Genomic DNA, 24,530 nt, shown 5'->3' with positions numbered 1-24,530 from the left:
CGTAGACTGACTGCGTGAGTGACACCGACCCCTTCGACGAGATCGTCGCCGCCGAGACCGACCGCGACCCCGACCTCGCGGTCATCGAGGCCGGCAGCCGCACCCTGCGCACCCAGGGCGCCCCGCCGGAGGCCGACGTGCCCGGACGCCCTGAGGACCCGGAGGTCGACAAGGCCCTGCGCAAGGTCGAGGCGGAGCTCGCCGGCCGCTGGGGCGAGACCAAGCTGGAGCCCTCGGTCAGCCGTATCGCCGCCCTGATGGACCTGCTGGGCGAGCCGCAGCGGTCGTACCCCTCGATCCACATCACGGGGACCAACGGCAAGACCTCCACCGCCCGCATGATCGAGGCCCTCCTGGGCGCCTTCGAACTGCGCACGGGCCGGTACACCAGCCCCCACGTCCAGTCGGTCACCGAGCGCATCAGCCTGGACGGCGCCCCGATCTCGGCCGAGCGGTTCATCGAGACGTACGACGACATCAAGCCGTACATCGAGATGGTCGACGGTCAGCAGCAGTACCGGCTGTCCTTCTTCGAGGTGCTGACCGGCATGGCGTACGCCGCCTTCGCGGACGCGCCCGTCGACGTGGCCGTCGTCGAGGTCGGCATGGGCGGCTCCTGGGACGCCACCAACGTCATCGACGGCGATGTCGCCGTGATCACGCCCATCGATCTGGACCACACCGACCGGCTCGGCGAGACGCCCGGTGAGATCGCCGTCGAGAAGGCCGGGATCATCAAGCAGGACGCGGCCGTCATCATGGCCCAGCAGCCGGTGGACGCGGCGCAGGTCCTGCTGAAGAAGTCAGTCGAGGTGGACGCGACCGTCGCGCGCGAGGGGCTGGAGTTCGGCGTGGTCTCCCGGCAGGTCGCCGTCGGCGGGCAGCTGCTGACCCTGCGCGGTCTCGGCGGTGAGTACGAAGAGGTGTACCTGCCGCTGCACGGCCCCTACCAGGCACACAACGCGGCGGTGGCGCTCGCCGCCGTGGAGGCGTTCTTCGGGGTGGGTGCCCAGCGCCCGGACCCGCTCGACATCGACACCGTCCGCAAGGCCTTCGCGGCCGTCTCCTCCCCGGGCCGCCTCGAAGTCGTACGGCGTTCCCCGACCGTCGTCCTGGACGCCGCCCACAACCCGGCGGGCGCCCGCGCGACGGCCGAGGCGGTCGGCGAGGCCTTCGACTTCAGCCGGCTCATCGGCGTGGTGGGCGCGAGCGGCGACAAGAACGTTCGGGGGCTTCTGGAGGCCTTCGAGCCGATCCTCGCCGAGGTCGTGATCACGCAGAACTCCAGCCACCGCGCGATGGACGCCGACGAGCTCGCCGCGATCGCCGTCGAGGTGTTCGGCGAGGAGCGCGTGCAGGTCGAGCCGCGGCTGCCGGACGCCCTGGAGGAGGCGATCACGCTGGCCGAGGAGGACGGCGAGTTCGCGGGCGGCGGTGTGCTGGTCACCGGCTCGGTCATCACGGTCGGCGAGGCCCGGCTGCTGCTGGGAAGGGGCTGAGCCGCGGCCATGCGTACGCTCTGTGCATCGACCCTGATCGGCGAGTTGTTCGTCATCGGCTTCGCCGGACTGGTCGCGATGAAGGACCCCGACCTGGCCACGTCCACGGTGTGGACGGTCAGCGGCATCGCCATGTTCCTGTGCCTCGCGCTGTGCGGGATGGTGACCCGGCCCGGCGGCGTCGCCCTCGGCTGGGCGCTCCAGGTCGCCCTGATCGCCTCCGGCTTCGTCATCCCGACCATGTTCTTCATGGGCGCGATCTTCGCGGCGTTGTGGTGGGCCTCCGTGCACTACGGCCGGAAGATCGACGAGGCGAAGGCGAGATTCGCCGCGCAGGCGGACCAAGCCGCCCAAGCCGGCCCGGCGCACTCCACTACACCTGACGCTGTGTGACGAACGTACCGACACGCCCTGTAACCTCGTCCCACCGCACATGTCAGCAGGTTAGGAGCCCCTCGTGAGCCAGCGCACCCTCGTCCTCCTCAAGCCCGACGCAGTCCGTCGTGGCCTGACAGGCGAGATCATCAGCCGTATCGAGCGCAAGGCCGGCTGGCAGATCACCGCGCTGGAGCTGCGCACCCTGGACCAGGACACGCTGGAGCAGCACTACGGCGAGCACAAGGGCAAGCCCTTCTACGAGCCGCTGGTGGAGTTCATGGCCTCCGGTCCGGTCGTCGCGCTGATCGTCGAGGGCGAGCGGGTCATCGAGGGCGTCCGCGCCCTCGCCGGCCCGACCGACCCGATCTCCGCCGCGCCCGGCTCCATCCGTGGCGACTTCGGCGTCATCGTCCGCGAGAACCTGATCCACGCGAGCGACTCGGAGGAGTCCGCGGAGCGCGAGGTGAAGATCTTCTTCCCCGGGCGCGCATAGTCCGGCGCGTAGGTTTCGTGGCATTTTCTGACAGGGTGTCAGTTCACCTGACTGTCTGACCTGGGGCGGCCGTACGTTTTCGGCCGTCCTCCGGCATATGCGTGCCGATCGGGGGAACGCGTGCCCCCTATGGACCGTCTCCACAAGCGAGGCGGTGTTCGATCTGCTGACAATGGCGAAGACCCTCGCGCAGTGTTCGTGCAGGCGCGTCTACGATGGAAGCCTTCACGTCACTGCACCCACTTCGCCGACCTGAAAAGCCCTCAAAAGCTCCCAGGGAAGGCCACACGAATCCTGATGGGGAACTCAATGTCGTTCATCGGCCGTGACATGGCTGTCGACCTCGGGACCGCCAACACGCTGGTGTACGTCAGGGGTCGCGGGATCGTACTCAACGAACCGTCCGTCGTCGCGATCAACACCAACACGGGTGGCATCCTCGCGGTCGGCGCCGAAGCGAAGAAGATGATCGGGCGGACCCCCGGCAACATCGTTGCCGTGCGGCCGCTGAAGGACGGCGTGATCGCCGACTTCGAGATCACCGAGCGGATGCTGCGCTACTTCATCCTGAAGATCCACAAGCGGCGGTATCTCGCCAGGCCGCGCGTCGTCGTGTGTGTCCCCTCGGGCATCACCGGCGTCGAGCGCCGCGCCGTCATCGAGGCGTCGTCCCAGGCCGGCGCCCGCCAGGTGCACATCATCGAGGAGCCCATGGCGGCCGCCATCGGCTCCGGCCTGCCGGTCCACGAGGCCACGGGCAACATGGTGGTGGACATCGGCGGCGGCACCACGGAGGTCGCGGTCATCTCGCTCGGCGGCATCGTCACCGCCCAGTCCATCCGCGTCGCGGGCGACGAGCTGGACAACGCGATCATCCAGCACATCAAGAAGGAGTACTCCCTCCTCCTCGGTGAGCGGACGGCCGAACAGATCAAGATCACGATCGGCTCGGCATACGACCTCGATGCTGACGAACACACCGAAATCCGCGGCCGGGACCTCGTCTCCGGGCTGCCCAAGACCGTGGTCATCTCGGCCGCCGAGGTCCGCAAGGCGATCGAGGAACCCGTCAACGCCATCGTCGACGCGGTCAAGACGACCCTCGACAAGTGCCCGCCGGAGCTCTCCGGCGACATCATGGACCGCGGCATCGTCCTCACCGGCGGCGGCGCCCTGCTGCGCGGGCTCGACGAGCGGCTGCGCCGGGAGACCGGCATGCCGATCCACATCGCCGAGGACCCGCTGGACAGCGTGGCGCTGGGCGCGGGCAAGTGCGTCGAGGAATTCGAGGCGCTCCAGCAGGTGCTGGACGCCCAGCCGCGCAGATGACGTAACTCTTCGATTCCGCCGTACGAGATGATCTCCTCTCGTGCGGCGGATCGTTGATATAGAGGCATAAGCTCCCACAAACGCAACTTCAATGAGAAGGGCACGGCCGCCGCACGTGAGGGACACACGAGAGAGCCGGCTGCTCCTGGTGCTGCTGATCGCCGTCGCGTTCGCGCTGATCACGGTGGACATCCGCGGCGGGGAGGACTCGCCGGTCGACGGTGCCCGCCAAGGCGCGGCCGCCGTGTTCGGCCCCATCGAGAACGGTGTGTCCGCCGCGGTCGACCCGGTCGGCAACGCGGTCTCCGCCATCCGCGACTCCGGCGAGCGGCACGACCGGCTCGCCGAGCTGACGAAGGAGAACGCCGCCCTCAAGGCGCGACTCGGCAGCGACGACCGCAACTCCAGCCGCCTCAAGCAGCTCGACAAGATGCTGAAGATCGCCGGCGAGGGACAGTACGGCATCAAGGGCGCCGAGGTCATCGCCATAGGAGCGGCCCAGGGCTTCTCCTGGACCATCACCATCGACGTCGGCGTCAACGACGGCATCCAGCGCGACATGACCGTCCTCAACGGCGACGGACTGGTCGGACGCGTCACCACCGTCGGCCCGAACACCGCCACCGTGCTCCTGGCCAACGACCCCGACTTCACCGTCGGCACCCGCATGGAGGCCGGCGACGAGCTCGGCTTCGCCTCCGGACAGGGCGACCGCCCGCTGCGCGTCGAACTCCTCAACGGCAAGGCCGAGGTGAAGAAGGGCGACCGCCTGGTCACCTTCGGCTCGCAGGCCGACAAGCCGTTCGTGCCCGGCGTCCCGGTCGGCGTGGTCTCCCGCGTCGACCCCTCCGGCGGCGACCTCACCCGCACCGTCTACGTCACGCCGTACGTCAGCTTCACCAAGCTCGACATCGTCGGTGTCGTCGTCCAGACCCCGAAGAAGGACCCGCGCGACACGGTGCTGCCCGCCAAACGGAAACCGACGCCCACGCCGACCGTGACGGTCACCGTCACCCCGTCCGCCACTGCGCCGGTCGGCGGCCAGATCCAGCAACAGCAGTAGGAGCTGTAGTCATGCGCGTCAACCGGATCCTGCTGTCCTCCGCCCTGATCGTGGTCGCCCTGGTGGTCCAAGTGAGCGTCCTCGCCCGCCTGCACCTCCCGGGCGCAGTCCCCGACCTGCTGCTCCTCACCGTCCTCGGCCTCGCCCTGGTCTACGGCCATGTCGGCGGCGCCCTCGTCGGCTTCGCCGCCGGACTCCTCGCCGACCTCGCCCCGCCCGCCGACCACGCCGCCGGCCGCTACGCCCTGGTGCTGTGCGTCATCGGCTACCTCGCCGGCCTCGCCAAACCGGAGAACGGCAGACTCAAGTCGGCCACCGGTCCCATGGTCGTCGTGGCCGCCGCCGCCATCGGCACCACCCTGCTCTACGCCGGGGTCGGCGCCCTCGTCGGCGACACCGCCGCCCGTCATGTCGGCCTGCCCAGCCTGCTGTTCACCGCTGCCCTGTACGACCTGCTGCTCGCCCCGTTCGTCGTGCCCGGCATCATGGCGCTCGCCCGGCGCGCCGACAACGACCCGCTCGCCGAGGCCGGTTCCACGGCCAAGTCGGCGGACATCTCCTCGGGCTGGCTCTCCTCGGGCACCGGCCTGAAGATCGGCGGCCAGCGCGGCGGCCTCGGCGGCCTGAAGACCAAGACGCGGACCCGTACCGGGCGGGTGGGCCGCATCAAGGGGGTCAAGCGGCTGTGACCCCAGGCGAGTCGGCGGCCCGCGTTCACAGGTTCGCCGTATATGACACGTACACACACTGAGAGGGGGCGGCAGCCGCAGTGACCAATATCCCCGAGACCGGACGGACCCCACGGGTCCAGATCCGACTCGTCGTCATCCAGATCCTGGTGCTGTCCCTCCTCGGCACCCTCGGCGGCCGCCTCTGGTACCTCCAGATCCGCGAGGGCGACGCGTACGCCAAGGAAGCCTCCGGCAACCACGTCCAGCAGGTCGTCGACCCCGCCGTACGCGGCTCGATCCTGGACGCCCGCGGAGTGCCCCTGGCGGACAACGAGACCCGCCTGGTGGTCTCCGCCTCCCGCACCGACCTGCTGAAGATGAAGGACGACGGCAAGGCCGTCCTCGCCAAGCTGGCCAAGGTCCTCGGCATGTCCGCCCAGGACGTCATGCTCAAGGTCCGGCTCTGCGACGCCAAGACGCCCCAGCCCTGCTGGAACGGCTCGCCCTACCAGCCGATCCCCATCACCGACGAGGCCACCCCCAAGCAGGCCCTGCAGATCCGCGAGCGCGCCGAGGACTTCCCCGGCATCAGCGCCGAACCGCAGGCCGTACGCCGCTACGCTGCCCCCGGCAAGGCCAACACCGCCCAGGTCCTCGGCTACCTCTCCCCGGTCACCGACGAGGAGATCACCAAGGCCCAGGACACCGACTCGCCCTACCTGCGCTCCGACCAGGTCGGCCGCTCGGGTCTCGAGCGCCAGTACGACAAGGAACTGCGCGGCAAGGCCGGCGTCACCCGCTACGAGGTCGACAACCTCGGCCGTGTCATCGGCGAGGCCGAGGCCGACGCGGCCCAGCCCGGCGCCAACCTCGTCACCAGCATCGACGCCCGCGTCCAGCGGGTCGCCGAGTACGAGCTGAACCAGGCGATGAAGATCGCCCGCAAGCAATTGGACAAGATCACCGGCGAGAACTACAAGGCCGACTCGGGCGCCGTCGTCGTGATGGAGGCCAAGACCGGCCGGATCGTGGCGATGGCGTCCGCCCCGACCTACGACCCGAACGTCTGGGTCGGCGGAATCTCCGCCAAGGACTACAAGAGGCTCACCGGCAAGGGCTCCGACTACCCGCTGCTCAACAGGGCCATACAGGGTCAGTCCGCACCCGGTTCGACGTTCAAGGTCGTCTCCACGGCCGCCGCGGTCGAGGCAGGCTACGAGTGGGACGGCGGCTACCCCTGCACCAGCTCGTACTCGGTGGGCGGCCAGGTCTTCAAGAACTTCGAGGGGGAGAGCTTCGGCCCGATCTCGCTCGGCCGCGCCCTGGAGGTCTCCTGCGACACCGTCTTCTACGGTCTCGCCGACCGGGAGTGGAAGAAGGACGGCGGCATCAACCCCAAGAAGGGTGAGCCGAAGGACTACTTCTACAAGGCCGCCCACCAGTTCGGCCTCGGCAAGGAGACCGGCATCGACCTGCCCAACGAGGTCACCGGCCGCGTCCCCGACCGCCAGTGGAAGGAGTCGTACTGGAAGGCCAACAAGGACTCCTGGTGCAGGACCGGCAAGAAGGACGGCACCTACGTCGAGAAGATCGCGTACGAGAACTGCCTCGAGGGCAACAAGATGCGCGAGGGTGACTCCATCAACTACTCCATCGGTCAGGGCGACACCCTCGTCACCCCGATCCAGGAGGCCAGGATCTACGGGGCGCTCGCCAACGGCGGGACCATATACCAGCCGAGCATCGGCAAGGCGATCATCAGCGCCGACGGCAGGACCGTCCAGGAGATCAAGCCCAGGGCGACCGGGAAGCTTCCGATCAACCAGGCCACCATCAAGGGCATGGACGCCGCCCTGGAAGGCGTCGTCACCCGCGGTACGGCCGCCTGGAAGTTCGGCGGCTGGCCGCAGGACAAGATCCCGCTGCACGCCAAGACCGGCACCGCCGAGGTCTACGGCAAGCAGACGACGTCCTGGCTGGCCACGTACTCCAAGGACTACACGGTCGTCATGACGATCGCCCAGGCCGGCACCGGCTCCGGCGCCTCGGGTGAGGCAGTGCGCCACATCTACAACGCCATGTACGGCGTCTCGGCCGACGGCACCATCGACAAGAAGAACGCGCTGCTGCCCACCCCCGAGAAGAGCCTGCCCAAGGTCCAGACCGACGGGACCATCAAGTCCCCGAAGATCGCCAAGGACCCGGCCAAGGACCAGCGGGCGAGCCAGGAGGCCACGCCCGAGCCGGCCGCGACGCAGCAGGGCGCGACCGTGAACACGCCGACCAACGGGAACCGTGACACCCGCAGGCGGCGCCGCAGGAGGGGAAGCCGGAGGATGCTCACATGACCGGGGCGAACAGCTTCCAGGTCTCCGGGTACGGCCCCGCGCGCGCGGGCTGGACCCGGCTGCTGGCCCGCGACTCACTCGCCCGCCGGCTGGACTGGCCGATACTGTTCTCGGCCCTCGCCCTGTCCATGATCGGCTCGGTCCTGGTCTTCTCGGCGACCCGCAACCGCACCGAGATCAACCAGGGCGACCCCTACTTCTTCCTGATCCGCCACCTCATGAACACCGGCATCGGGTTCGCCCTGATGATCGGCACGGTGTGGGTCGGCCACCGCACCCTGCGCACCGCCGTGCCCCTGCTGTACGGCGCCTCGCTCTTCCTGCTCCTGCTGGTCCTCACCCCGCTGGGCTCCACGGTCAACGGCGCCCACTCCTGGATCGTGCTCGGCGGCGGCTTCTCGCTCCAGCCCTCGGAGTTCGTGAAGATCACGATCATCCTCGGCATGGCGATGCTCCTCGCGGCCCGGGTCGACGCGGGCGACAAGCCCTACCCCGACCACCGCACAGTGCTCCAGGCCCTGGGCCTGGCCGCCGTCCCGATGCTGATCGTGATGCTCATGCCCGACCTCGGGTCGGTCATGGTCATGGTCATCATCGTGCTCGGTGTGCTGCTCGCCTCCGGCGCCTCCAACCGCTGGGTCTTCGGACTGCTGGGCGCGGGCACGCTCGGAGCGGTCGCGGTGTGGCAGCTCGGGGTGCTGGACGAGTACCAGATCGCCCGTTTCGCGGCCTTCGCCAACCCGAGCCTCGACCCGGCGGGCGTCGGCTACAACACCAACCAGGCCCGGATCGCCATCGGTTCGGGCGGGCTCACCGGCGCGGGCCTCTTCCACGGCTCGCAGACCACCGGCCAGTTCGTCCCCGAACAGCAGACCGACTTCGTCTTCACCGTCGCCGGCGAGGAACTGGGCTTCGTCGGCGCGGGCCTGATAATCCTCCTGCTCGGGGTCGTCCTGTGGCGGGCCTGCCGGATCGCCCGCGAGACGACCGAGCTGTACGGCACGATCGTGGCCGCCGGGATCGTCGCCTGGTTCGCCTTCCAGGCCTTCGAGAACATCGGCATGACCCTCGGGATCATGCCGGTCACCGGTCTTCCGCTGCCGTTCGTGTCCTATGGCGGATCCTCGATGTTCGCGGTCTGGGTGGCCATAGGGCTGCTGCAGTCGATCAAGGTGCAGCGGCCGATGTCGGCTTAGCCGGGGTCAGCCGGGTGGCGGTGACCCCCTGCCGAAACCCCGGGCCGACCACTAGATTCGAATCATGGCGGACACAAAGCGGGAGATCGAACGCAAGTATGAGTCCGAGGACAGCGGCCTGCCCGACCTGACCAAAGTCGCCGGGGTCGAGACCGTCGTCGACAAGGGTGTCGCCCGGCTGGACGCCACCTACTACGACACACCCGACGAACGCCTCATGGCGTCCTCCATCACCCTGCGCCGCCGCACGGGTGGATCGGACGCCGGCTGGCATCTGAAGTTCCCCGTCTCCGAGGGCGTACGCGACGAGATCCGGGCCCCGCTCTCCGACACCCTCCCCGACGAACTCGTCGCCCTGGTCCGCTCCCGCGTCCGGGACGCCGAGCTGCTGCCCGTGGTCCGGCTGCGTTCGGAGCGCGATGTGCGCCACCTCCTCGACACGGACGGCCGGCTGCTCGCCGAGGTCAGCGTGGACGCCGTGCACGCCGAGCGGCTCAGCGGCGGCGTCGGCGGCGCCCAGTGGACCGAGATCGAGGTGGAACTCGCCGACGGCGGCGACCCCGCCTTCCTCGACAAGGTGGACAAGCGCCTGCGCAAGGCAGGCCTACGGCCCTCAGGGTCCTCCTCGAAGCTGGCCCGGGCCCTCGCGGAGACCGCGCCCAGGAAGAAGAGCCCCGTCACCGGGGCCCCGGTGACCGCGGGCGACCACGTCCTCGCGTACGTCCGCACCCAGCGGGACGCGATCGTCGCACTCGACCCGGCCGTCCGCCAGGACGCCGAGGACTCCGTGCACGGCATGCGCGTCGCCACCCGCCGGCTGCGCAGCACCCTCAAGTCGTACGGCAAGGTCCTCGACCGGGCCGTCACCGACCCGATCGGCGACGAGCTGAAGTGGCTCGCCGGCGAACTGGGCGTGGACCGGGACCGCGAGGTGCTCAGCGAGCGCCTGTCGGCCGCCCTCGACGAGGTGCCCGGGGCGCTGGTCTCCGGGCCCGTGGGCGAACGCCTCAGCGCCTGGTCGGGGGTCCGGCCCGGCGGGGCGAGCGCGCGGTTGATCGGAGTGCTCGACTCCCGGCGATACCTCGCCCTGCTCGACACTCTCGACGCGCTGATCGCGGACCCGCCACTGCTCAAGGCGGCCGGGAAGAAGCCCCACAAGGTGATCGCCAAGGCCGTGCGGAAGGACTTCCGCACGGTCTCCGGGCACGTCGGGCGGGCGCTGGAACTGGAGCCCGGCACCGACCGGGACGTCGCGATCCACGAGGCCCGCAAGAAGACCAAGCGCACCCGCTACGCGGCCGAGGCGGCCCGCCCAGCCCTCGGCAAGCCGGCCAAGACCATGGTCAAGTCCATGAAGGCTCTCCAGAACCTGCTGGGGGAGCACCAGGACAGCGTGATGGCCCGGCAGACCCTGCGCGAGCTGTCCGCGGTCGCCCACGCGGGCGGGGAGAGCGCCTTCACGTACGGCCTGCTGTACGGGCGCGAGGAGCGCCGGGCGGCGGCGGTGGAGGCGGAGCTGCCCGGGGTCTGGGACGGGATCAAGGGGGCGGCGGACGCCCTGTGACCTTTCGGGCGTACGGGGGCCGGCCGCGGCCGCGTTAGGCTAGATGGTCACCCCTGTCCGTCCATGGAAGTGCGAGATGTCAGCCGAAACCGCAGTGTCGGTGTTCCCGCAGCTCGAAGCTCTGCTCCCGCATGTGCAGAAGCCGATCCAGTACGTCGGCGGTGAGCTCAACTCCACCGTCAAGCCGTGGGAGTCCTGCGATGTCCGCTGGGCACTGATGTACCCGGACGCGTACGAGGTGGGGCTGCCCAACCAGGGCGTCATGATCCTCTACGAGGTCCTGAACGAGCAGGAGGGCGTCCTCGCCGAGCGCACCTACAGCGTGTGGCCGGACCTGGAGGCGCTGATGCGCGAGCACCGGGTCCCGCAGTTCACGGTGGACAGCCACCGGCCCGTGGGTGCCTTCGACGTGTTCGGCCTGTCCTTCTCCACCGAGCTGGGCTACACCAACATGCTCACGGCCCTTGACCTGGCGGGCATCCCGCTGGAGTCCAAGGACCGTACGCTCGACGACCCGATCGTGCTGGCCGGCGGCCACGCGGCCTTCAACCCCGAGCCGATCGCGGACTTCATCGACGCGGCGATCATCGGCGACGGTGAGCAGGCCGTGCTCGACATGACGAAGATCATCCGCGAGTGGAAGGCGGAGGGCCGGCCGGGCGGCCGCGAAGAGGTCCTCTTCCGCCTCGCGAAGACGGGCTCGGTGTACATCCCGGCGTTCTACGACGTCGAGTACCTCCCGGACGGCCGTATCGCCCGCGTGGTCCCCAACAAGTCGGGCGTCCCGTGGCGCGTGTCCAAGCACACGGTCATGGACCTCGACGAGTGGCCGTACCCCAAGCAGCCCCTCGTCCCCCTCGCGGAGACGGTCCACGAACGCATGTCCGTCGAGATCTTCCGCGGCTGCACCCGCGGCTGCCGCTTCTGCCAGGCGGGCATGATCACCCGCCCGGTCCGCGAGCGCTCCATCACGGGCATCGGCGACATGGTGGAGAAGGGCCTGAAGGCGACGGGCTTCGAGGAGGTGGGCCTCCTCTCGCTGTCCTCGGCGGACCACTCGGAGATCGGCGACATCGCGAAGGGCCTGGCGGACCGGTACGAGGAGGACAAGATCGGCCTGTCCCTCCCCTCCACCCGCGTGGACGCCTTCAACGTCGACCTGGCGAACGAACTGACCCGCAACGGCCGCCGCTCGGGCCTGACCTTCGCCCCCGAGGGCGGCTCGGAGCGCATGCGCAAGGTCATCAACAAGATGGTGTCCGAGGAAGACCTCATCCGTACGGTCTCGACCGCGTACGGCAACGGCTGGCGCCAGGTGAAGCTGTACTTCATGTGCGGCCTGCCGACGGAGACGGACGAGGACGTCCTCCAGATCGCGGACATGGCGACGAAGGTGATCGCCGAGGGCCGCAAGGTCTCCGGCCAGAACGACATCCGCTGCACGGTCTCCATCGGCGGCTTCGTCCCCAAGCCCCACACCCCCTTCCAGTGGGCCCCGCAGCTCTCCGCGGAGGAGACGGACGCCCGCCTGCAGAAGCTCCGCGACAAGATCCGCGGCGACAAGAAGTACGGCCGCTCGATCGGCTTCCGCTACCACGACGGCAAGCCGGGCATCGTCGAGGGCCTTCTGTCCCGCGGTGACCGCCGCATCGGCGCCGTGATCCGCGCCGTCTACGAGGACGGCGGCCGCTTCGACGGCTGGCGCGAGCACTTCTCCTACGACCGCTGGATGGCCTGCGCCGACAAGACGCTGCCCGCCTTCGGCGTGGACGTCGACTGGTACACCACCCGCGAGAAGACCTACGAGGAAGTCCTCCCCTGGGACCACCTCGACTCCGGCCTCGACAAGGACTGGCTCTGGGAGGACTGGCAGGACGCCCTCGACGAGACAGAGGTTGAGGACTGCCGGTGGACGCCTTGCTTCGACTGCGGGGTGTGTCCGCAGCTGGACACGGCCATACAAATCGGCCCGACCGGGAAGAAGTTGCTTCCGCTGACGGTCAAGAACGGTGGTCCGGCGCCGGCTTCGAGTGGTCACACGCACTGAGGTGAGCGAGGCACTCGATCGGGTGGTTGAGGCGTTGGCAGGGGCGAGTGAGGAGGAGTTGCAGGCTGCGCTTGTTGCGGCTGGCGCCTCGGCTTCTCGTCCCGCATCGTTGTCGGCGCCTAGCCGAACGCCGCTGCCAGGTCCTGGAGGTCCGTCGCGGATCGTGTCCGTGGTGGAGTGGGTATGAGCCCCAGGGCCTCCTTTCGGTCATATCGTCTGCTGAGTGCATGATTCGCTAGGTCTGTAGCCACGATTACTGGCATGGCGACCTCGGGGGCGAGACGCAGTCGGTTCGGTGGTTTGGGGCAGTGGTGGGGTGTCCTGGCCGGGGCACTTCTCATTGCGGCATGGATCAATGCGGCAGCCGGCCCAGTGGTGATCATTGTCTTGTCGGCCTTGGTCCTGCTGTGGTCTTTCTTCCAAGCACCGGTGACCTGCGGGGCACCGGTCCGAGGGCGGCCCGACGGCTGCCGCAACAACGCCACGGGCATCCTCATGGGCTGCCACACGTTGCGCGATGGGGCGTCCAGATCGACGTCCGGCCCCTGCGTATCGATGGGCGTGGACTCGATGATGACGCCGGTGCCGCATACGTGGCCAAGTACGTCACCAAGGGGGCGAGCGAGACCGGCGCCGGCCTGGACCACTCGCTCTCCACCGTCGCCGAAATCGACACGGCACCGGTCAACGGTCATGTCCGTACGCTCATGCGTACCTGCTGGCGCCTTGGTGGACTTCCTGAGTACGCGCCCCTCCGCCTTCGGGCCTGGGCTCACACGTTGGGCTACCGGGGCCACATCCTGACCAAGTCCCGCGTCTACTCGACGACGTACGCAGTGCTCCGCGCCGAACGCGCTGACCACATGGGCCATGGCGACCTGCCCGACGCGGTCACCGAGAGGCACTGGCGCTACGTCGGTTCCGGCCACACGCCAGGCGCTGCGTTCATCGCTGCCGGAATCGCCGATGACCTCGCGGAGTCCCGGCGGCTCGGCCTTGAGGCGAGGCGTGAGGGGGAGTGGTGCGGATAGCCGCGCTCCCTGAACGCGAGCCCCGACAGCCTCTTCGCTCGTTGTCGCCCCGACCTGACGACGACAGGGCCCGGATCTTGATCGAAAGCGAGATCGTGATGGTTGACGATGACGGTACGGAGGAGCCGTTCGACCCCGTGTCGTGGTTCGAGTGAGTGGGGACGCTGCCTACCACTGCTCTTCAGTGCGGCAGCACCGCATCCATAGGTCACGCCTGTCGTCAGAAGGCTTCAGCGAAATCGTCTTCTTTGAGTATCAGACGGTCCCGCACGTCCCTGGGAATCATGAGCTTCATGTGGATGCGTGGCGCGCGTACGCCTGCGACCTTGCTCCGTTTGATCTTGCACTGCACGCCGACCCGGAGCAGATCCGCGGCCATGGCTTCCATGCCGCCCTCCTCCCAGTGGGCCCGGAAGGTCTTGCCGTTGTGCACGGCCACCCATCGATCCTTGGTCGACTCGGGGTCGATGGCCTCCAGCTGCTTGATGAGGTCGTCGAGGGTCTTCTCCGCCTTCTCCTTGGTGAACCGAGTCTTCGTGAAGCGGCCTCCGGGCTCAAGCCCCGTCATGTAGTAGCTGATGGACTGTTCGAGGCGCTGCTGTTCCTTGCGGGCCTCAGCGCCTTGCCGGTACTCGTGCGTCATGACCGGCTCGTCGCCCAGGACCTTCAGGACGTCCTCGACGAGCTTGCCGTAGATCTCATAGGGGTTCGGTGCGCCCTGGCCTCCGGCCTTGCACTTGCCGCACCGGAGGTACATGTAGGACCGCTCTTTGACTCGGGTCTTCTGTACCGTCATGTTGGTGCCGCAGTCGTCGCAGATCAGGACCCCGAGGAACTGTGTGGCGCCGCCCGGAGCGCGGGTGGGCTGGTTCTTTCCACGTCGGTCTAAGGCGGCCTGGAGGCTGCTGAACTCGTCCTCGGTGAAGATCGGCTCTGCCACGCGGATGGGCTTGGCGTCACTGCCCAGCACGACCTTCGAACGGCGCACGCCTCCGTTCTTGTCCTCTTCTACGCGGTAGCCCATCAGGGCTGGGTTCCGGAGCCGACGGATGAGGGTCGCCGTTGTCAGGCCTGGTCCGCAGACTCCTGCGCGGACGAGAACCCTGGCCATACGGCGAGCGGAAGCCGGCTTCGCGCGCATGGCGGCATTGCGGCACCAATGCAGCGCCCTGTACGCATCGTCGTTGAAGACGAGGACGACCCTGCCGCCGTCGTCCTCCGCTGTCTCGTAGCCGTATGCGGGCTTGCCTACGAGCCAGCTGCTCTGAGTCTTGGTGTACTCCCAGAGGCTCGCGACGCGCGTGCTCGTGTTGGCGGCCTCGATCTCGGCGATGCCGCCGACGATCGTCACCATGATCTTCCCGGCGGTCGTGGTCAGATCGATCGAGTCGTTCTTGGAGACCAGGTTCTTGCCGTACTTCAGGCACCAATCGATCATGGTGCTGAGGTCTGTGAGCCGTCGTACGAAGCGGTCCAGCTTCCAGAAGAGCAGTACGTCGAACTCGGGCGCCTTGTTGTTGAGCCAGTCACCGAGCTCCTTGCGCTTCCACGGTGGGACCTTCGTCGCCGACACGTTGAGATCGCTCGCAACGCCGACCACCCGGTAGCCGCGTTCCCTGGCGAGCACGCGGAGATCGAGCTCCTGCCGGACAGGCGACGTCGTGTCATCCGTCAGGACGGACAGCCGCACTGACAAGAGTGCGCGCGGTGCGTCGTGGGGTAACAGGGCCTCCGCCCTCTGCAGCTCTTCCAAGAGTGCTAAGTCGGCCTCACTCCATTCGGACTCAACGTCGTACTGCCCACGGTCAGTTGGAGTGCGTGTCCTCGTCCGTTTCCCCATGTCGGCCACGGTAGCGTTGTTTTGGCCCCGTTGGTATATGGCTGCAGCTGGACACCCACATCCAGATCGGACCGACGGGGAAGAAGCTGCTGCCCCTGACGGTCAAGAACGCTGGTCCGGCGCCCGCTTCGAGTGGGCACTCTCACTGAGGCTACGGCTGGGGGAGTTGGGGCTTGAAGGGGTGGAGCATGTCCTGGCCCGGCTGGACGAGGCCGTAGCTGCTCTCGGGTACTTCGTTCCAGGCGCCGGGCAGGTCGCCCAGGGGCTCGGAGACGACGAGGCGGGTCTCTTCACCGACCTCTTGGAGGAACTCGGCGTCCGGGTGGAGCGCGCGCAGGGACTCCACCCGGGTGCTGTAGAACAGGGACCGCGACGAGCCCTCACTGGAGTAACGGAAGGCCCAGAGGCGGTCACCGTCGGAGAGGGCGATGGTCATCTGGAGGGGGTGGGGGACGCCGTGTCTGCGGCCCGTCTCCTCGACCAGGCCGGCCATGCGGGCCACGGCACCCGGCGGGTCCTCGGTGAGACCGAACGTCAGGGACAGGTAGAACATCAGCTCGGAGTCGGTGGAACCCTCCAACTCGGGGTAGAGGGCCGGGTCGACGGCCAGGGCCAGGTCACGTCTGAGCAGATGGAAGTCGTTGATCATGCCGTTGTGCATCCACAGCCAGCGGTCCCTTCGGAAGGGGTGGCAGTTGGTCTGCTGGACGGCTGTTCCGGTCGTCGCCCTGATGTGGGCGAAGAAGAGACCCGAACGGACGTGGTGAGCGACTTCCTGCAGGTTCCGGTTGTTCCACGCGGGGCCCACGTCCCGTAGCACCGCCGGTGTGGTGAGCTCCTGCGCGTACCAGCCGATGCCGAAGCCGTCACCGTTGGTGGTCTCCACTCCCATGCGGGAGTGCAGGCTCTGGTCGATCAGATTGTGGCGAGGCTCGAACAGGACGCGGCTGAGAAGGACGGGTGTGCCTGAGTAGGCGATCCAACGGCACATGTGCGCACTCACCTTCCTCGCACGAAGGGCGGCGTCACTCCTGCCTTCAGTATGGACCGACCGGGCGAGGAGAGCAGGACGTGGAGGGTCCGCGGCCGCCCCGCCCGGGTTCGGGCTCAGTGCCCGTCGGCCGGCCTCGGGCCGTAGAGCGCCGCGATGTCCTTCGACGTGGCCCAGCGGCTGTAGGTGGGGGACTGGGGCCAGCCGTCCGGGGAGTCCTGCCATTCCTCCTGGCGGCCGTACGGGAGGAGGTCGATCAGGGCGAAGGTGTGGCTCAGTTGCTCGGTGCCGCGGCCGTTGGTGTGCCAGGTGCGATAGACGGTGTCGCCGTCGCGCAGGAAGACGTTGACCGCGAATCCTCCGTCGGGCGGGGCGCCGACTTCGGCCCCGAAGGGGCTGTTCACGGTCGAGTACCACGGCATCCTGTTGCCGACCCGCTCCTTGTAGGCGAGGGCTTCCCCGATCGGGCCCTGGGTGACGACGACGAACCGGGCGTCGTAGTTGTCCAGGAACTCCAGACGGGTGTACTGCGAGGTGAAGCCGGTGCAGCCCGGGCACTGCCACTCCTGACCGGCGGACCACATGTGGTGGTAGACGATCAGTTGGCGCTTGCCCTCGAAGACGTCCGCCAGCCGTACGGGGCCGTCCTCGCTCTCCAGTGTGTAGTCGGGCATCTCGACCATCGGCAGGCGACGGCGCTCGGCCGCGATGGCGTCGAGTTCCCGCGTCGCGGCCTTCTCCCGGGCTCGCAGTTCCCCGAGCCGGTGCTCCCACGTCGCGGCGTCGACGACGGGAGGCAGTGCTTGTGCGGTCATGGGTCCCCTCACAGAGTGAGTGCGTACGCGGCTTTCGCTTCTGCAGAGGCAGACCTTGTCGGGCTTCAAAACTCATCGGTCGATGGAGAGGGAGAGGGAGAGCTCGAAGGGGGGGCGAGGGGGAGGGCTGCCCATGGTGTGGCCCCCGGCCCTCTCCCCCGGATCCTTGCCCCGCCGTCGGCTACTTGCTCGCGGCGAAGCGCATCAGGGCCAGTTCGTCGCCCTGCTTGATCTTGCCGGTGGTGTTGATGACTTCGAGCTTCCAGGTGTTGCCGACTCGGACCGCCTTGGCGACCGCACAGCCGTTGTCCGTGGTGAGCATGCTGGGCCAGATGTCGGCGACCTGCTGGGAGCTGCCGCCGGTGGCGTCGTAGACCTTGAAGCTGATGTTGCGGGCCTTCTGGAAGGAGCTGCCCTTCTTGTAGGCGGCGGCGACGAAGACGATCGACGTGATGTGCGGCGGGAGCTTCGCGAACTCGACGGTGACCGTCTCGTCGTCGCCGTCCCCGTGGCCGGTCTGGTTGTCGCCGCTGTGGAGCAGGGAGCCGTTGCCGATGGGGTCGAGCGAGTCGAGGCCCGCCAGGCGCACCGGGTCGCCGTCGTGCATGGCTATGGCGATCAGATCGAGATCCGTGCCGGTCTTGCGGCGGAGCTTGCCGATCACTCCGCCGCTGGCACCCGCGGTGGGGTCCCAGGAGACCCCTATGGACAGGTGGGTCACGCCGTCCAGGTCGGCGGGGCCGTCTTCCTTCGTAAGCGTAATCATGGGGACATAGTGCACGGGCTCTCACCGAGGTCCCAGACCGGACCCGCCTCGGTAGGCTCTCCGCACCGCGTCTCCTGCCGCGGTACTGGATCCGGACGGGGAACTGAGGCGTCTACGTCGTTATGGACCTGGAGAAGCAGCCCGCGCCACAGGCGCCCCCACCCCCGTCCCCGGCCCCGCCCGAGGGATGTCTCACTGTCGCGATTCGCATCCCCGTACGCATCGTCGTGCTCGTGCTGGTCGTGCCCGTGCGGCTCGTGTGGGACGCGCTCGTCGTGGCGGGGCGGTTCCTGCGGGACAGCCTGCTGCGGCCGCTGTGGCGGGCCCTGGTCGTGTGGCCCTGCGTGGCCGTGTGGCGATACGTGGTCGTGCCCCTCGCCAAAGCGGTCGGCTGGCTCGGCAAGGTACTCCTCGTCGTCCCCCTGGTGTGGCTGTACCGGTCTGTACTGACGCCGGTCGGGCATGGCGTCGCGTGGGTCGTGCGGGGAGTCGTGGCGGGGCTGGGGTGGGTGTACGCGCGCGTGCTCACTCCGGTCGGGCAGGGGACGGTGTGGCTGCTCAGGGGCCTGGGCGCCGGGATTGTCTGGATTCTCACACTGGCCGGACGCGGCCTCGCGTGGGTCGGGCACGGGATCGTGGCCGGCCTGGTGTGGGTGTACGCGTGCATGTTCACGCCGGTCGGGCGCGGGATCGTATGGCTCGTCAAGGGGGTCGGCGCCCTGCTCGTCTGGATCTTCACGCCGATCGGGCGCGCGATCGCCTGGTGCGCCCGTGGGCTCGCCTGGCTGGTGAGCGCCGTCGTCGGCGCCGTCGTCAGTGGCATCGGGCTCGCCCTGTACTGGATCGCGCGCATCCTGCTCGTGCTGCCCGCGCTCGCCCTGTGGCGCTGGGTTCTCGCGCCCGTGGGAAGGGTTCTCGTCGTCGTCGGCCGGGAGGTCCGGGACGCGCTCGGGCACGCCTGGCGGATCGCCGGGCACATCTCGCTCGCCGTCGGCCGGTTCCTCGCGACCCTCTTCCGGTGGATCTTCGTCGAGCCGGTGCGCTGGGTGTACCGCGAGGTCCTGACCCCTGTCGGGCACGTGATCCGGGACGCCGTGCTGCGCCCCGTCGCCGAGGCCGCGCGCAGTGTGGGCCGGATCACCCGGGCCGCACTCGCCTCCGCCCGGGAGTCGGTACGGCAGGCCCGGGCCGATGTCCGGCGCATGCTGTTCGGGGATCGGGGGCAACCGCAGGTGGTGTCCCCCCGGGAACCGACGGGCGCCGACACACGTACTCTTGGTAGCAGTACGACCGCACTCACGAAGGACTGAGCGACACTGGGCAAGCGACAGCCCGAAGGCCCGCCGCCCGCACCGGCGGTGCAGCGCATCCGACTGCGCTACACCAAGCGCGGCCGCCTCCGGTTCACCAGCCACCGTGACTTCCAGCGCGCCTTCGAGCGTGCGCTGCGCCGCGCCGAGGTGCCCATGGCGTACTCGGCGGGGTTCACACCGCATCCGAAGGTGTCGTACGCCAATGCCGCACCCACCGGCACGGGCAGTGAGGCGGAGTACCTGGAGATCGCGCTCACGCAGGCGCGCGACCCGGAGAAGCTCCGGCTCCTCCTCGACGAGTCGCTCCCCGCCGGGCTCGACGTCGTCGACGCGGTCGAGGCCCGGACCTCGGGACTCGCCGACCGGCTCACCGCTTCCGTGTGGGAGCTCAGGCTGGACGGCGTGGACCCGGCGGAGGCCGGGCGCGCGGTCGCCGCGTTCAACACCGCCGAGGCGGTCGAGGTCCAGCGCACCACCAAGAACGGCCTTCGGACCTTCGACGCCCGCCCCGCGGTCGTACGACTTGAAACGCACAGTGAACCTGCTGATAGGCCGACCGACCAGCCCTGTGCGATACTGCGGCTGGTTGTTCGGCACGTGACGCCTGCCGTTCGACCCGACGACGTCCTGTCCGGTCTCCGCGCCGTGGCCGACCTGGCGCCGCCGGTCCCCGCAGCGGTGACCAGGCTGGCGCAGGGGCTGCTCGATGAAGAGACCGGCACGGTGACCGACCCGCTCGCGCCCGACCGCGAGGCAGTTACGGCCCACTCAACGGCCGAAGCGACTGCCGCCGCGAAGGCGCCGGCGTAAGGAAGGTCCCGCGAAGGACGGGCGTCGTAGCGCAGCCCTCGTACTCGGGAGCCACCTGGGTCGGGCAGCGCACCGACCACAAGACTTTCGCCAGGCCGTACCCAACAAGGGCGTACGGAACCGGCGAGACAGGACACAGAGAGCTCCCGTGCGGCGCCCGCGCCCCGGACGGCGGCACCGCGCATCGCGCGAGCCGCGGACGTCACCGGCATTCTCGCCGGACCAGGTGCGGCGCCCGGGAGCCTGACGGGAGACAAGCCCGCATGCTCGAACCGACCGAACCCCTCGAGGGTTCCGAACAGAACACTCCGAGCGACACCCTGCCGCCGCGTCGTCGGCGCCGTGCCGCTTCCAGGCCGGCGGGACCGCCGGTCGCCGCCGCTCCGGGCGGCGAGGAGATCGTCGCTCCGGCCGTACCGGCCGCGGAGGCGGAGGACCTCGTGACGGACGAGGAGGAGAAGCTCGACGAGACCGTCGAGAACACCGCGAACACCGAGAGCGCTGAGACGCAGGAACCGGCCGAGACCGCCGCGCCCGCCGCGCGTCCGCGTCGGCGTGCGACCCGTAGGGCGTCCGCCCCCGCCGGGGCGACCGCGGCTCCCGAGGCCGCCGAGACCGTGGTGCCGGTGGTCGCCGCCGAGGCGCCCGCCGTCGAGACAGCGACCGAGGCTGCCGCTGAGGTCGAGGACGCGGCTCCGCCCGCCGGGCGTACCCGTCGGCGCGCCACCCGTCGGGTGTCCGCGCCCGCCGGTGCCGCCGCGGCCGGTGAGGCCGAAGCCGGTGAGACCGCGGCTCCGGTGAGCGCCGAGACGCCTGCCGCGGCCGAGACCGCCGACGAGGCGCCCGCCGGGCGTACGCGTCGCCGGGCCTCGCGGCGTGCCGCCGCGCCCGCCGGTGCTCCGGAGGCCGCCGAGGTCGCCGAGGCCGTGGAGGCGGCGCCCGCTGCCGCTGAGGTCACCGAGACCGTCGCGCCGGTGGTCGCCGAAGTGCCCGCCGAGAGCGCCGATGCCGAGGACGCGGGCCCGCGTCGTACCCGCCGCCGTGCCACGCGTCGCGTCTCCGCGCCCGCCGGTGTCCCCGAGGGCGAGGCCGTCGAGGCCGCGCCGTCCGAGCCGGTTGCCGAGGCCCCCGCCGTGCGGGAGCCCGCCGCTGAGGCCCCCGCTCCCGCCCCCGCCGCCGAGGAGGCCGCCCCGCGCCGTGGCCGTCGGCGGTCCGTCCGGCAGGCCGCCACCGGGTTCTCCGAGCCCGCGCGCCGCGCCGGAGGTACCGAGGACGAGGACGGTTCGCCGCGTCGGCCGGCCCGGCCCGCGGTCGCCGTGTTCCAGGCGCCCGTCTTCACCGAGCCGCAGTTCCAGACCCCGCAGCGGGCCGCCGCCGAGGCCGCCGCCGAGGCGGAGGCCGGGCAGAGCGAGCCGGCCGAGTCCGTCGAGCCGGTCGAGGAGATCGCCGAGGAGCAGACCGGGTCGCGGCGCCGTCGCCGGCGCCGGGGTGCCGGTGACGAGCCCGAGGCGCAGGAGACCGTCGCCGAGACCGTCGTCGAAGAAGAAGAGGCGGACGACGCCGGCGAGGACTCCGTCGAGGACTCCGCCGAGGAGGACGACGCCGAGGAGAGCGGGTCGCGCAGGCGCCGCCGCCGCGGTGGCCGTCGCCGTCGCCGCGGTGAGTCCGCCGAGGCGTCCGGTGACGACGACCCGGAGGACTCCGACGAACAGGACGCCGAGCAGACCGGGCGGTCCGGACGGTCCGCGCAGTCCGTGCAGTTGGCACCGGAGGAGGACGACGCCGAGCAGGACGACGAGGACGACGAGGACGCCCGTTCGGACGAGTCCGGCGGCTCCAGCTCCAGCCGTCGCCGCCGTCGCCGCAGGCGTCGGGCAGGTGACTCCTCCGTCGACATCGAGCCCGGTGACGGCGACCCCGAGCGGACCGTCGTCAAGGTGCGCGAGCCGCGCGCCAAGGCCGAGCCGTCCGACGAGGTGCAGTCCATCAAGGGCTCGACCCGTCTGGAGGCCAAGAAGCAGCGCCGCCGCGAGGGCCGCGAGCAGGGGCGCCGTCGCGTCCCGATCATCACCGAGGCCGAGTTCCTGGCCCGCCGCGAGGCCGTCGAGCGCGTGATGGTCGTCCGGCAGAGCGGTGAGCGCACCCAGATCGGCGTCCTCGAGGACGGTGTGCTCGTCGAGCACTACGTCAACAAGGAGCAGGCCACCTCGTACGTCGGCAACGTCTACCTGGGCAAGGTCCAGAACGTGCTGCCGTCGATGGAGGCCGCCTTCATCGACATCGGCAAGGGCCGCAACGCGGTGCTCTACGCCGGTGAGGTCAACTTCGAGGCGCTGGGCATGGCCAACGGGCCGCGCCGCATCGAGTCCGCGCTCAAGTCCGGCCAGCCCGTGCTCGTCCAGGTGACGAAGGACCCGATCGGGCACAAGGGTGCGCGTCTGACCAGCCAGGTCTCCCTCCCGGGCCGCTACCTCGTGTACGTCCCCGAGGGCTCCATGACCGGCATCAGCCGCAAGCTGCCCGACACCGAGCGCGCCCGTCTGAAGACCATCCTCAAGAAGATCGTCCCCGAGGACGCGGGCGTCATCGTGCGCACCGCCGCCGAGGGTGCGAGCGAGGACGAGCTGCGCCGCGACGTCGAGCGGCTGCAGGGGCAGTGGGAGGACATCCAGAAGAAGGCGAAGAGCGGCAACGCCCCGACGCTGCTCTACGGCGAGCCGGACATGACCGTCCGGGTCGTCCGCGACATCTTCAACGAGGACTTCTCCAAGGTCGTCGTCAGTGGTGACGAGGCCTGGTCGACCATCCACGGGTACGTCTCGCACGTCGCCCCGGACCTGGCCGACCGGCTGTCGCGGTGGACCTCCGAGGTCGACGTCTTCGCCACGTACCGGATCGACGAGCAGCTCGCCAAGGCGCTGGACCGCAAGGTCTGGCTGCCCAGTGGCGGTTCGCTGGTGATCGACCGGACCGAGGCGATGGTCGTCGTCGACGTCAACACCGGCAAGTTCACCGGCCAGGGCGGCAACCTGGAGGAGACGGTCACCAGGAACAACCTGGAGGCGGCCGAGGAGATCGTGCGTCAGCTCCGGCTGCGCGACCTCGGCGGCATCATCGTGATCGACTTCATCGACATGGTGCTGGAGCAGAACCGGGACCTGGTGCTGCGGCGTCTGCTGGAGTGCCTGGGCCGGGACCGGACCAAGCACCAGGTCGCCGAGGTCACCTCGCTGGGCCTGGTCCAGATGACCCGTAAGCGGGTCGGCCAGGGCCTGCTGGAGTCCTTCTCGGAGACCTGCGTCCACTGCAACGGCCGCGGTGTCATCGTGCACATGGAGACGCCGACCTCCGCCGGTGGCGGCAGCAAGCGCAAGAAGCGCGGGCGCGGCGGCGACGGGCAGGAGCACACGCACGAGGCCGTGGCCGCCGTGGAGGCGTCCGAGGACCTCGAGGTCGAGACCGAGGCGGAGCTCGCCGCCGAGGTGGCCGAGCCGATCGCGCTCACGCCCGCCGAGTTCGCCCCGGACGAGGAGCTGTACAGCAGCGTCGCCGAGGCGGAGGCCGCGGCCACGCGTGGGCGTGGCCGTCGCAGGTCCGGCCGCCGGGCGTCCGCTCCCGCCGGTGCCCCTCGGGGTGCCGGGTCGAGGCGGTCGGGCGGTGCCGAGGCGCCGGCCGATCAGGAGAGCCCGGTCTTCGAGGACGTCGAGGTGCCGACCGCTCAGGCCGTGCCGGCCGAGGTCGAGGTCGAGCGTCCCGTGCAGCCGGAGCCGGCCGCCGAGGTGCAGGCCGAGCCGGTCGCGGCGGAGGACCCGGTCGTCGAGGCCGCTCCCGTGAGCGAGCCCGCCGCCGACGAGGCCGCTCCCAAGGGCCGTACGCGTCGCCGGGCCACCCGTAGGGCATCGGCGCCGGCCGGTTCCCCGACGGGTGCGGAGGCAGCCGTGGTGACGGTCGCCGAGGCCGCGCCGGTGGTCGAGCCGCAGGCCGAGGAGCCGGTGGCGGTGTCGGCCGAGGCCCAGCCCGAGGCGGTCGCCGAGAGCGCCCCGGTCCGTCCGCGCCGCCGTGCCGTCCGCAAGGCCACCGCGCCCACCGCGTCCGGGGAGGCGGCCGTCGTGGTCGTGCCTTCGGCCGAGGCGCCGGTCGAGGTGGCGGAGCCCGCCGAGGAGGCGGCTCCGGCCAAGAAGACGGCCCGTAAGACGGCCAAGAAGGCCACGGCGAAGAAGGCCGCGACCAAGAAGACCGCTGCCAAGAAGACGGTCGCGACGAAGACCGCCGCCAAGAAGACGACCGCGAAGAAGGCGACGTCGAAGAAGACGGTCTCGGCCGAGCAGCAGTCACCGCGGTCCGTCTCGACCCCGGCCGAGGAGGCCTGACGGACG

Annotated in this window: 18 protein-coding genes; 14 read left to right on the top strand and 4 right to left on the bottom strand. The window is 69.8% G+C overall.

What is annotated here, in order from left to right; genetic code table 11:
- The first annotated feature begins 14 nt into the window (after window positions 1-14).
- The 11 genes from ACIRP7_RS00880 to ACIRP7_RS00830 all read left to right on the top strand — a co-directional run bounded on the left by ACIRP7_RS00880 (window position 15) and on the right by ACIRP7_RS00830 (window position 13,619).
- The gene (locus tag ACIRP7_RS00880; protein WP_403652061.1) at window positions 15-1,499 is read left to right on the top strand and encodes a bifunctional folylpolyglutamate synthase/dihydrofolate synthase; all 1,485 of its coding nucleotides are present in this window, start codon (window positions 15-17) and stop codon (window positions 1,497-1,499) included.
- Between the two features lie 9 nt (window positions 1,500-1,508).
- Window positions 1,509-1,892, top strand: a complete 384-nt coding sequence (locus tag ACIRP7_RS00875; protein ID WP_403652058.1) for a DUF4233 domain-containing protein — start codon at window positions 1,509-1,511, stop codon at window positions 1,890-1,892.
- A 64-nt stretch (window positions 1,893-1,956) separates the two neighbouring features.
- Window positions 1,957-2,370 (top strand): nucleoside-diphosphate kinase, encoded by a 414-nt coding sequence (ndk, locus tag ACIRP7_RS00870; protein WP_403652055.1) that lies wholly within the window; start codon window positions 1,957-1,959, stop codon window positions 2,368-2,370.
- A 309-nt stretch (window positions 2,371-2,679) separates the two neighbouring features.
- Window positions 2,680-3,699: a rod shape-determining protein gene (locus tag ACIRP7_RS00865; protein ID WP_371584296.1), complete on the top strand. Its 1,020-nt coding sequence runs from the start codon at window positions 2,680-2,682 to the stop codon at window positions 3,697-3,699.
- Between the two features lie 115 nt (window positions 3,700-3,814).
- Window positions 3,815-4,762 carry a rod shape-determining protein MreC gene (gene mreC / locus ACIRP7_RS00860; protein WP_403652053.1) on the top strand — a complete coding sequence of 316 codons (948 nt, stop codon included), beginning with the start codon at window positions 3,815-3,817 and terminating at the stop codon, window positions 4,760-4,762.
- Between the two features lie 11 nt (window positions 4,763-4,773).
- A complete protein-coding gene (mreD, locus tag ACIRP7_RS00855; protein WP_403652051.1) occupies window positions 4,774-5,451 on the top strand; it encodes a rod shape-determining protein MreD in 678 nt (225 codons plus the stop codon).
- Between the two features lie 80 nt (window positions 5,452-5,531).
- Window positions 5,532-7,781, top strand: coding sequence for a penicillin-binding protein 2 (gene mrdA, locus ACIRP7_RS00850; protein ID WP_403652048.1), 2,250 nt, complete (start codon window positions 5,532-5,534; stop codon window positions 7,779-7,781).
- Window positions 7,778-8,977, top strand: coding sequence for a rod shape-determining protein RodA (gene rodA / locus ACIRP7_RS00845; RefSeq protein ID WP_403652045.1), 1,200 nt, complete (start codon window positions 7,778-7,780; stop codon window positions 8,975-8,977). Before mrdA ends, rodA begins: the two co-directional genes overlap by 4 nt.
- A 64-nt stretch (window positions 8,978-9,041) precedes the next feature.
- Complete coding sequence (locus tag ACIRP7_RS00840; protein WP_403652042.1) at window positions 9,042-10,541, top strand: CHAD domain-containing protein; 1,500 nt, start codon at window positions 9,042-9,044, stop codon at window positions 10,539-10,541.
- A gap of 76 nt (window positions 10,542-10,617) precedes the next feature.
- Window positions 10,618-12,588, top strand: a complete 1,971-nt coding sequence (locus ACIRP7_RS00835; protein WP_403652039.1) for a TIGR03960 family B12-binding radical SAM protein — start codon at window positions 10,618-10,620, stop codon at window positions 12,586-12,588.
- Between the two features lie 347 nt (window positions 12,589-12,935).
- Entirely contained in the window at window positions 12,936-13,619 is a 684-nt protein-coding gene (locus tag ACIRP7_RS00830) for a replication initiator (protein ID WP_403652036.1), read from the top strand.
- A 220-nt stretch (window positions 13,620-13,839) separates the two neighbouring features.
- On the opposite strand, the gene ACIRP7_RS00825 is transcribed toward ACIRP7_RS00830, so the two are convergent.
- The 4 genes from ACIRP7_RS00825 to ACIRP7_RS00810 all read right to left on the bottom strand — a co-directional run bounded on the left by ACIRP7_RS00825 (window position 13,840) and on the right by ACIRP7_RS00810 (window position 18,031).
- Window positions 13,840-15,459, bottom strand: a complete 1,620-nt coding sequence (locus ACIRP7_RS00825; RefSeq protein WP_403652033.1) for a recombinase family protein — start codon at window positions 15,457-15,459, stop codon at window positions 13,840-13,842.
- Between the two features lie 151 nt (window positions 15,460-15,610).
- Window positions 15,611-16,450, bottom strand: coding sequence for a class II glutamine amidotransferase (locus tag ACIRP7_RS00820; protein ID WP_403652030.1), 840 nt, complete (start codon window positions 16,448-16,450; stop codon window positions 15,611-15,613).
- 116 nt (window positions 16,451-16,566) lie between these two features.
- Entirely contained in the window at window positions 16,567-17,265 is a 699-nt protein-coding gene (locus ACIRP7_RS00815) for a DUF899 family protein (RefSeq protein ID WP_403652027.1), read from the bottom strand.
- A gap of 181 nt (window positions 17,266-17,446) precedes the next feature.
- Window positions 17,447-18,031 (bottom strand): TerD family protein, encoded by a 585-nt coding sequence (locus ACIRP7_RS00810; RefSeq protein WP_393599833.1) that lies wholly within the window; start codon window positions 18,029-18,031, stop codon window positions 17,447-17,449.
- A 122-nt stretch (window positions 18,032-18,153) separates the two neighbouring features.
- On the opposite strand from ACIRP7_RS00810, the gene ACIRP7_RS00805 reads away from it, so the two are divergent.
- The 3 genes from ACIRP7_RS00805 (at window position 18,154) to ACIRP7_RS00795 (ending at window position 24,524) form a co-directional block, all read left to right on the top strand.
- Window positions 18,154-19,341: a hypothetical protein gene (locus ACIRP7_RS00805; RefSeq protein ID WP_403652024.1), complete on the top strand. Its 1,188-nt coding sequence runs from the start codon at window positions 18,154-18,156 to the stop codon at window positions 19,339-19,341.
- A gap of 48 nt (window positions 19,342-19,389) precedes the next feature.
- A complete protein-coding gene (locus ACIRP7_RS00800) occupies window positions 19,390-20,154 on the top strand; it encodes a TIGR03936 family radical SAM-associated protein (protein WP_403652021.1) in 765 nt (254 codons plus the stop codon).
- A gap of 263 nt (window positions 20,155-20,417) precedes the next feature.
- Complete coding sequence (locus tag ACIRP7_RS00795; RefSeq protein WP_403652018.1) at window positions 20,418-24,524, top strand: Rne/Rng family ribonuclease; 4,107 nt, start codon at window positions 20,418-20,420, stop codon at window positions 24,522-24,524.
- The last annotated feature ends 6 nt before the right edge of the window (window positions 24,525-24,530 follow it).

Origin of the sequence: Streptomyces sp. NPDC102270 (genome assembly GCF_044766405.1) — a bacterium.
Lineage (GTDB): Bacteria > Actinomycetota > Actinomycetes > Streptomycetales > Streptomycetaceae > Streptomyces.
Note: the sequence above shows the minus strand (reverse complement) of the source record. Positions and strands in the feature narration are given on the sequence as shown.

What these genes read in the sequence shown, in the direction of transcription:
- ACIRP7_RS00795 (WP_403652018.1), top strand. Translation starts at nt 20,418, where the DNA reads ATGCTCGAACCGACCGAACCCCTCGAGGGTTCCGAACAGAACACTCCG.
- ACIRP7_RS00825 (WP_403652033.1), bottom strand. Translation starts at nt 15,459, where the DNA reads ATGGGGAAACGGACGAGGACACGCACTCCAACTGACCGTGGGCAGTAC.
- ACIRP7_RS00815 (WP_403652027.1), bottom strand. Translation starts at nt 17,265, where the DNA reads ATGACCGCACAAGCACTGCCTCCCGTCGTCGACGCCGCGACGTGGGAG.
- mreD (WP_403652051.1), top strand. Translation starts at nt 4,774, where the DNA reads ATGCGCGTCAACCGGATCCTGCTGTCCTCCGCCCTGATCGTGGTCGCC.
- ACIRP7_RS00875 (WP_403652058.1), top strand. Translation starts at nt 1,509, where the DNA reads ATGCGTACGCTCTGTGCATCGACCCTGATCGGCGAGTTGTTCGTCATC.
- ACIRP7_RS00805 (WP_403652024.1), top strand. Translation starts at nt 18,154, where the DNA reads ATGGACCTGGAGAAGCAGCCCGCGCCACAGGCGCCCCCACCCCCGTCC.
- ACIRP7_RS00835 (WP_403652039.1), top strand. Translation starts at nt 10,618, where the DNA reads ATGTCAGCCGAAACCGCAGTGTCGGTGTTCCCGCAGCTCGAAGCTCTG.
- ACIRP7_RS00830 (WP_403652036.1), top strand. Translation starts at nt 12,936, where the DNA reads ATGGATCAATGCGGCAGCCGGCCCAGTGGTGATCATTGTCTTGTCGGC.
- ACIRP7_RS00840 (WP_403652042.1), top strand. Translation starts at nt 9,042, where the DNA reads ATGGCGGACACAAAGCGGGAGATCGAACGCAAGTATGAGTCCGAGGAC.
- ACIRP7_RS00865 (WP_371584296.1), top strand. Translation starts at nt 2,680, where the DNA reads ATGTCGTTCATCGGCCGTGACATGGCTGTCGACCTCGGGACCGCCAAC.
- rodA (WP_403652045.1), top strand. Translation starts at nt 7,778, where the DNA reads ATGACCGGGGCGAACAGCTTCCAGGTCTCCGGGTACGGCCCCGCGCGC.
- ACIRP7_RS00820 (WP_403652030.1), bottom strand. Translation starts at nt 16,450, where the DNA reads ATGTGCCGTTGGATCGCCTACTCAGGCACACCCGTCCTTCTCAGCCGC.
- ACIRP7_RS00810 (WP_393599833.1), bottom strand. Translation starts at nt 18,031, where the DNA reads ATGATTACGCTTACGAAGGAAGACGGCCCCGCCGACCTGGACGGCGTG.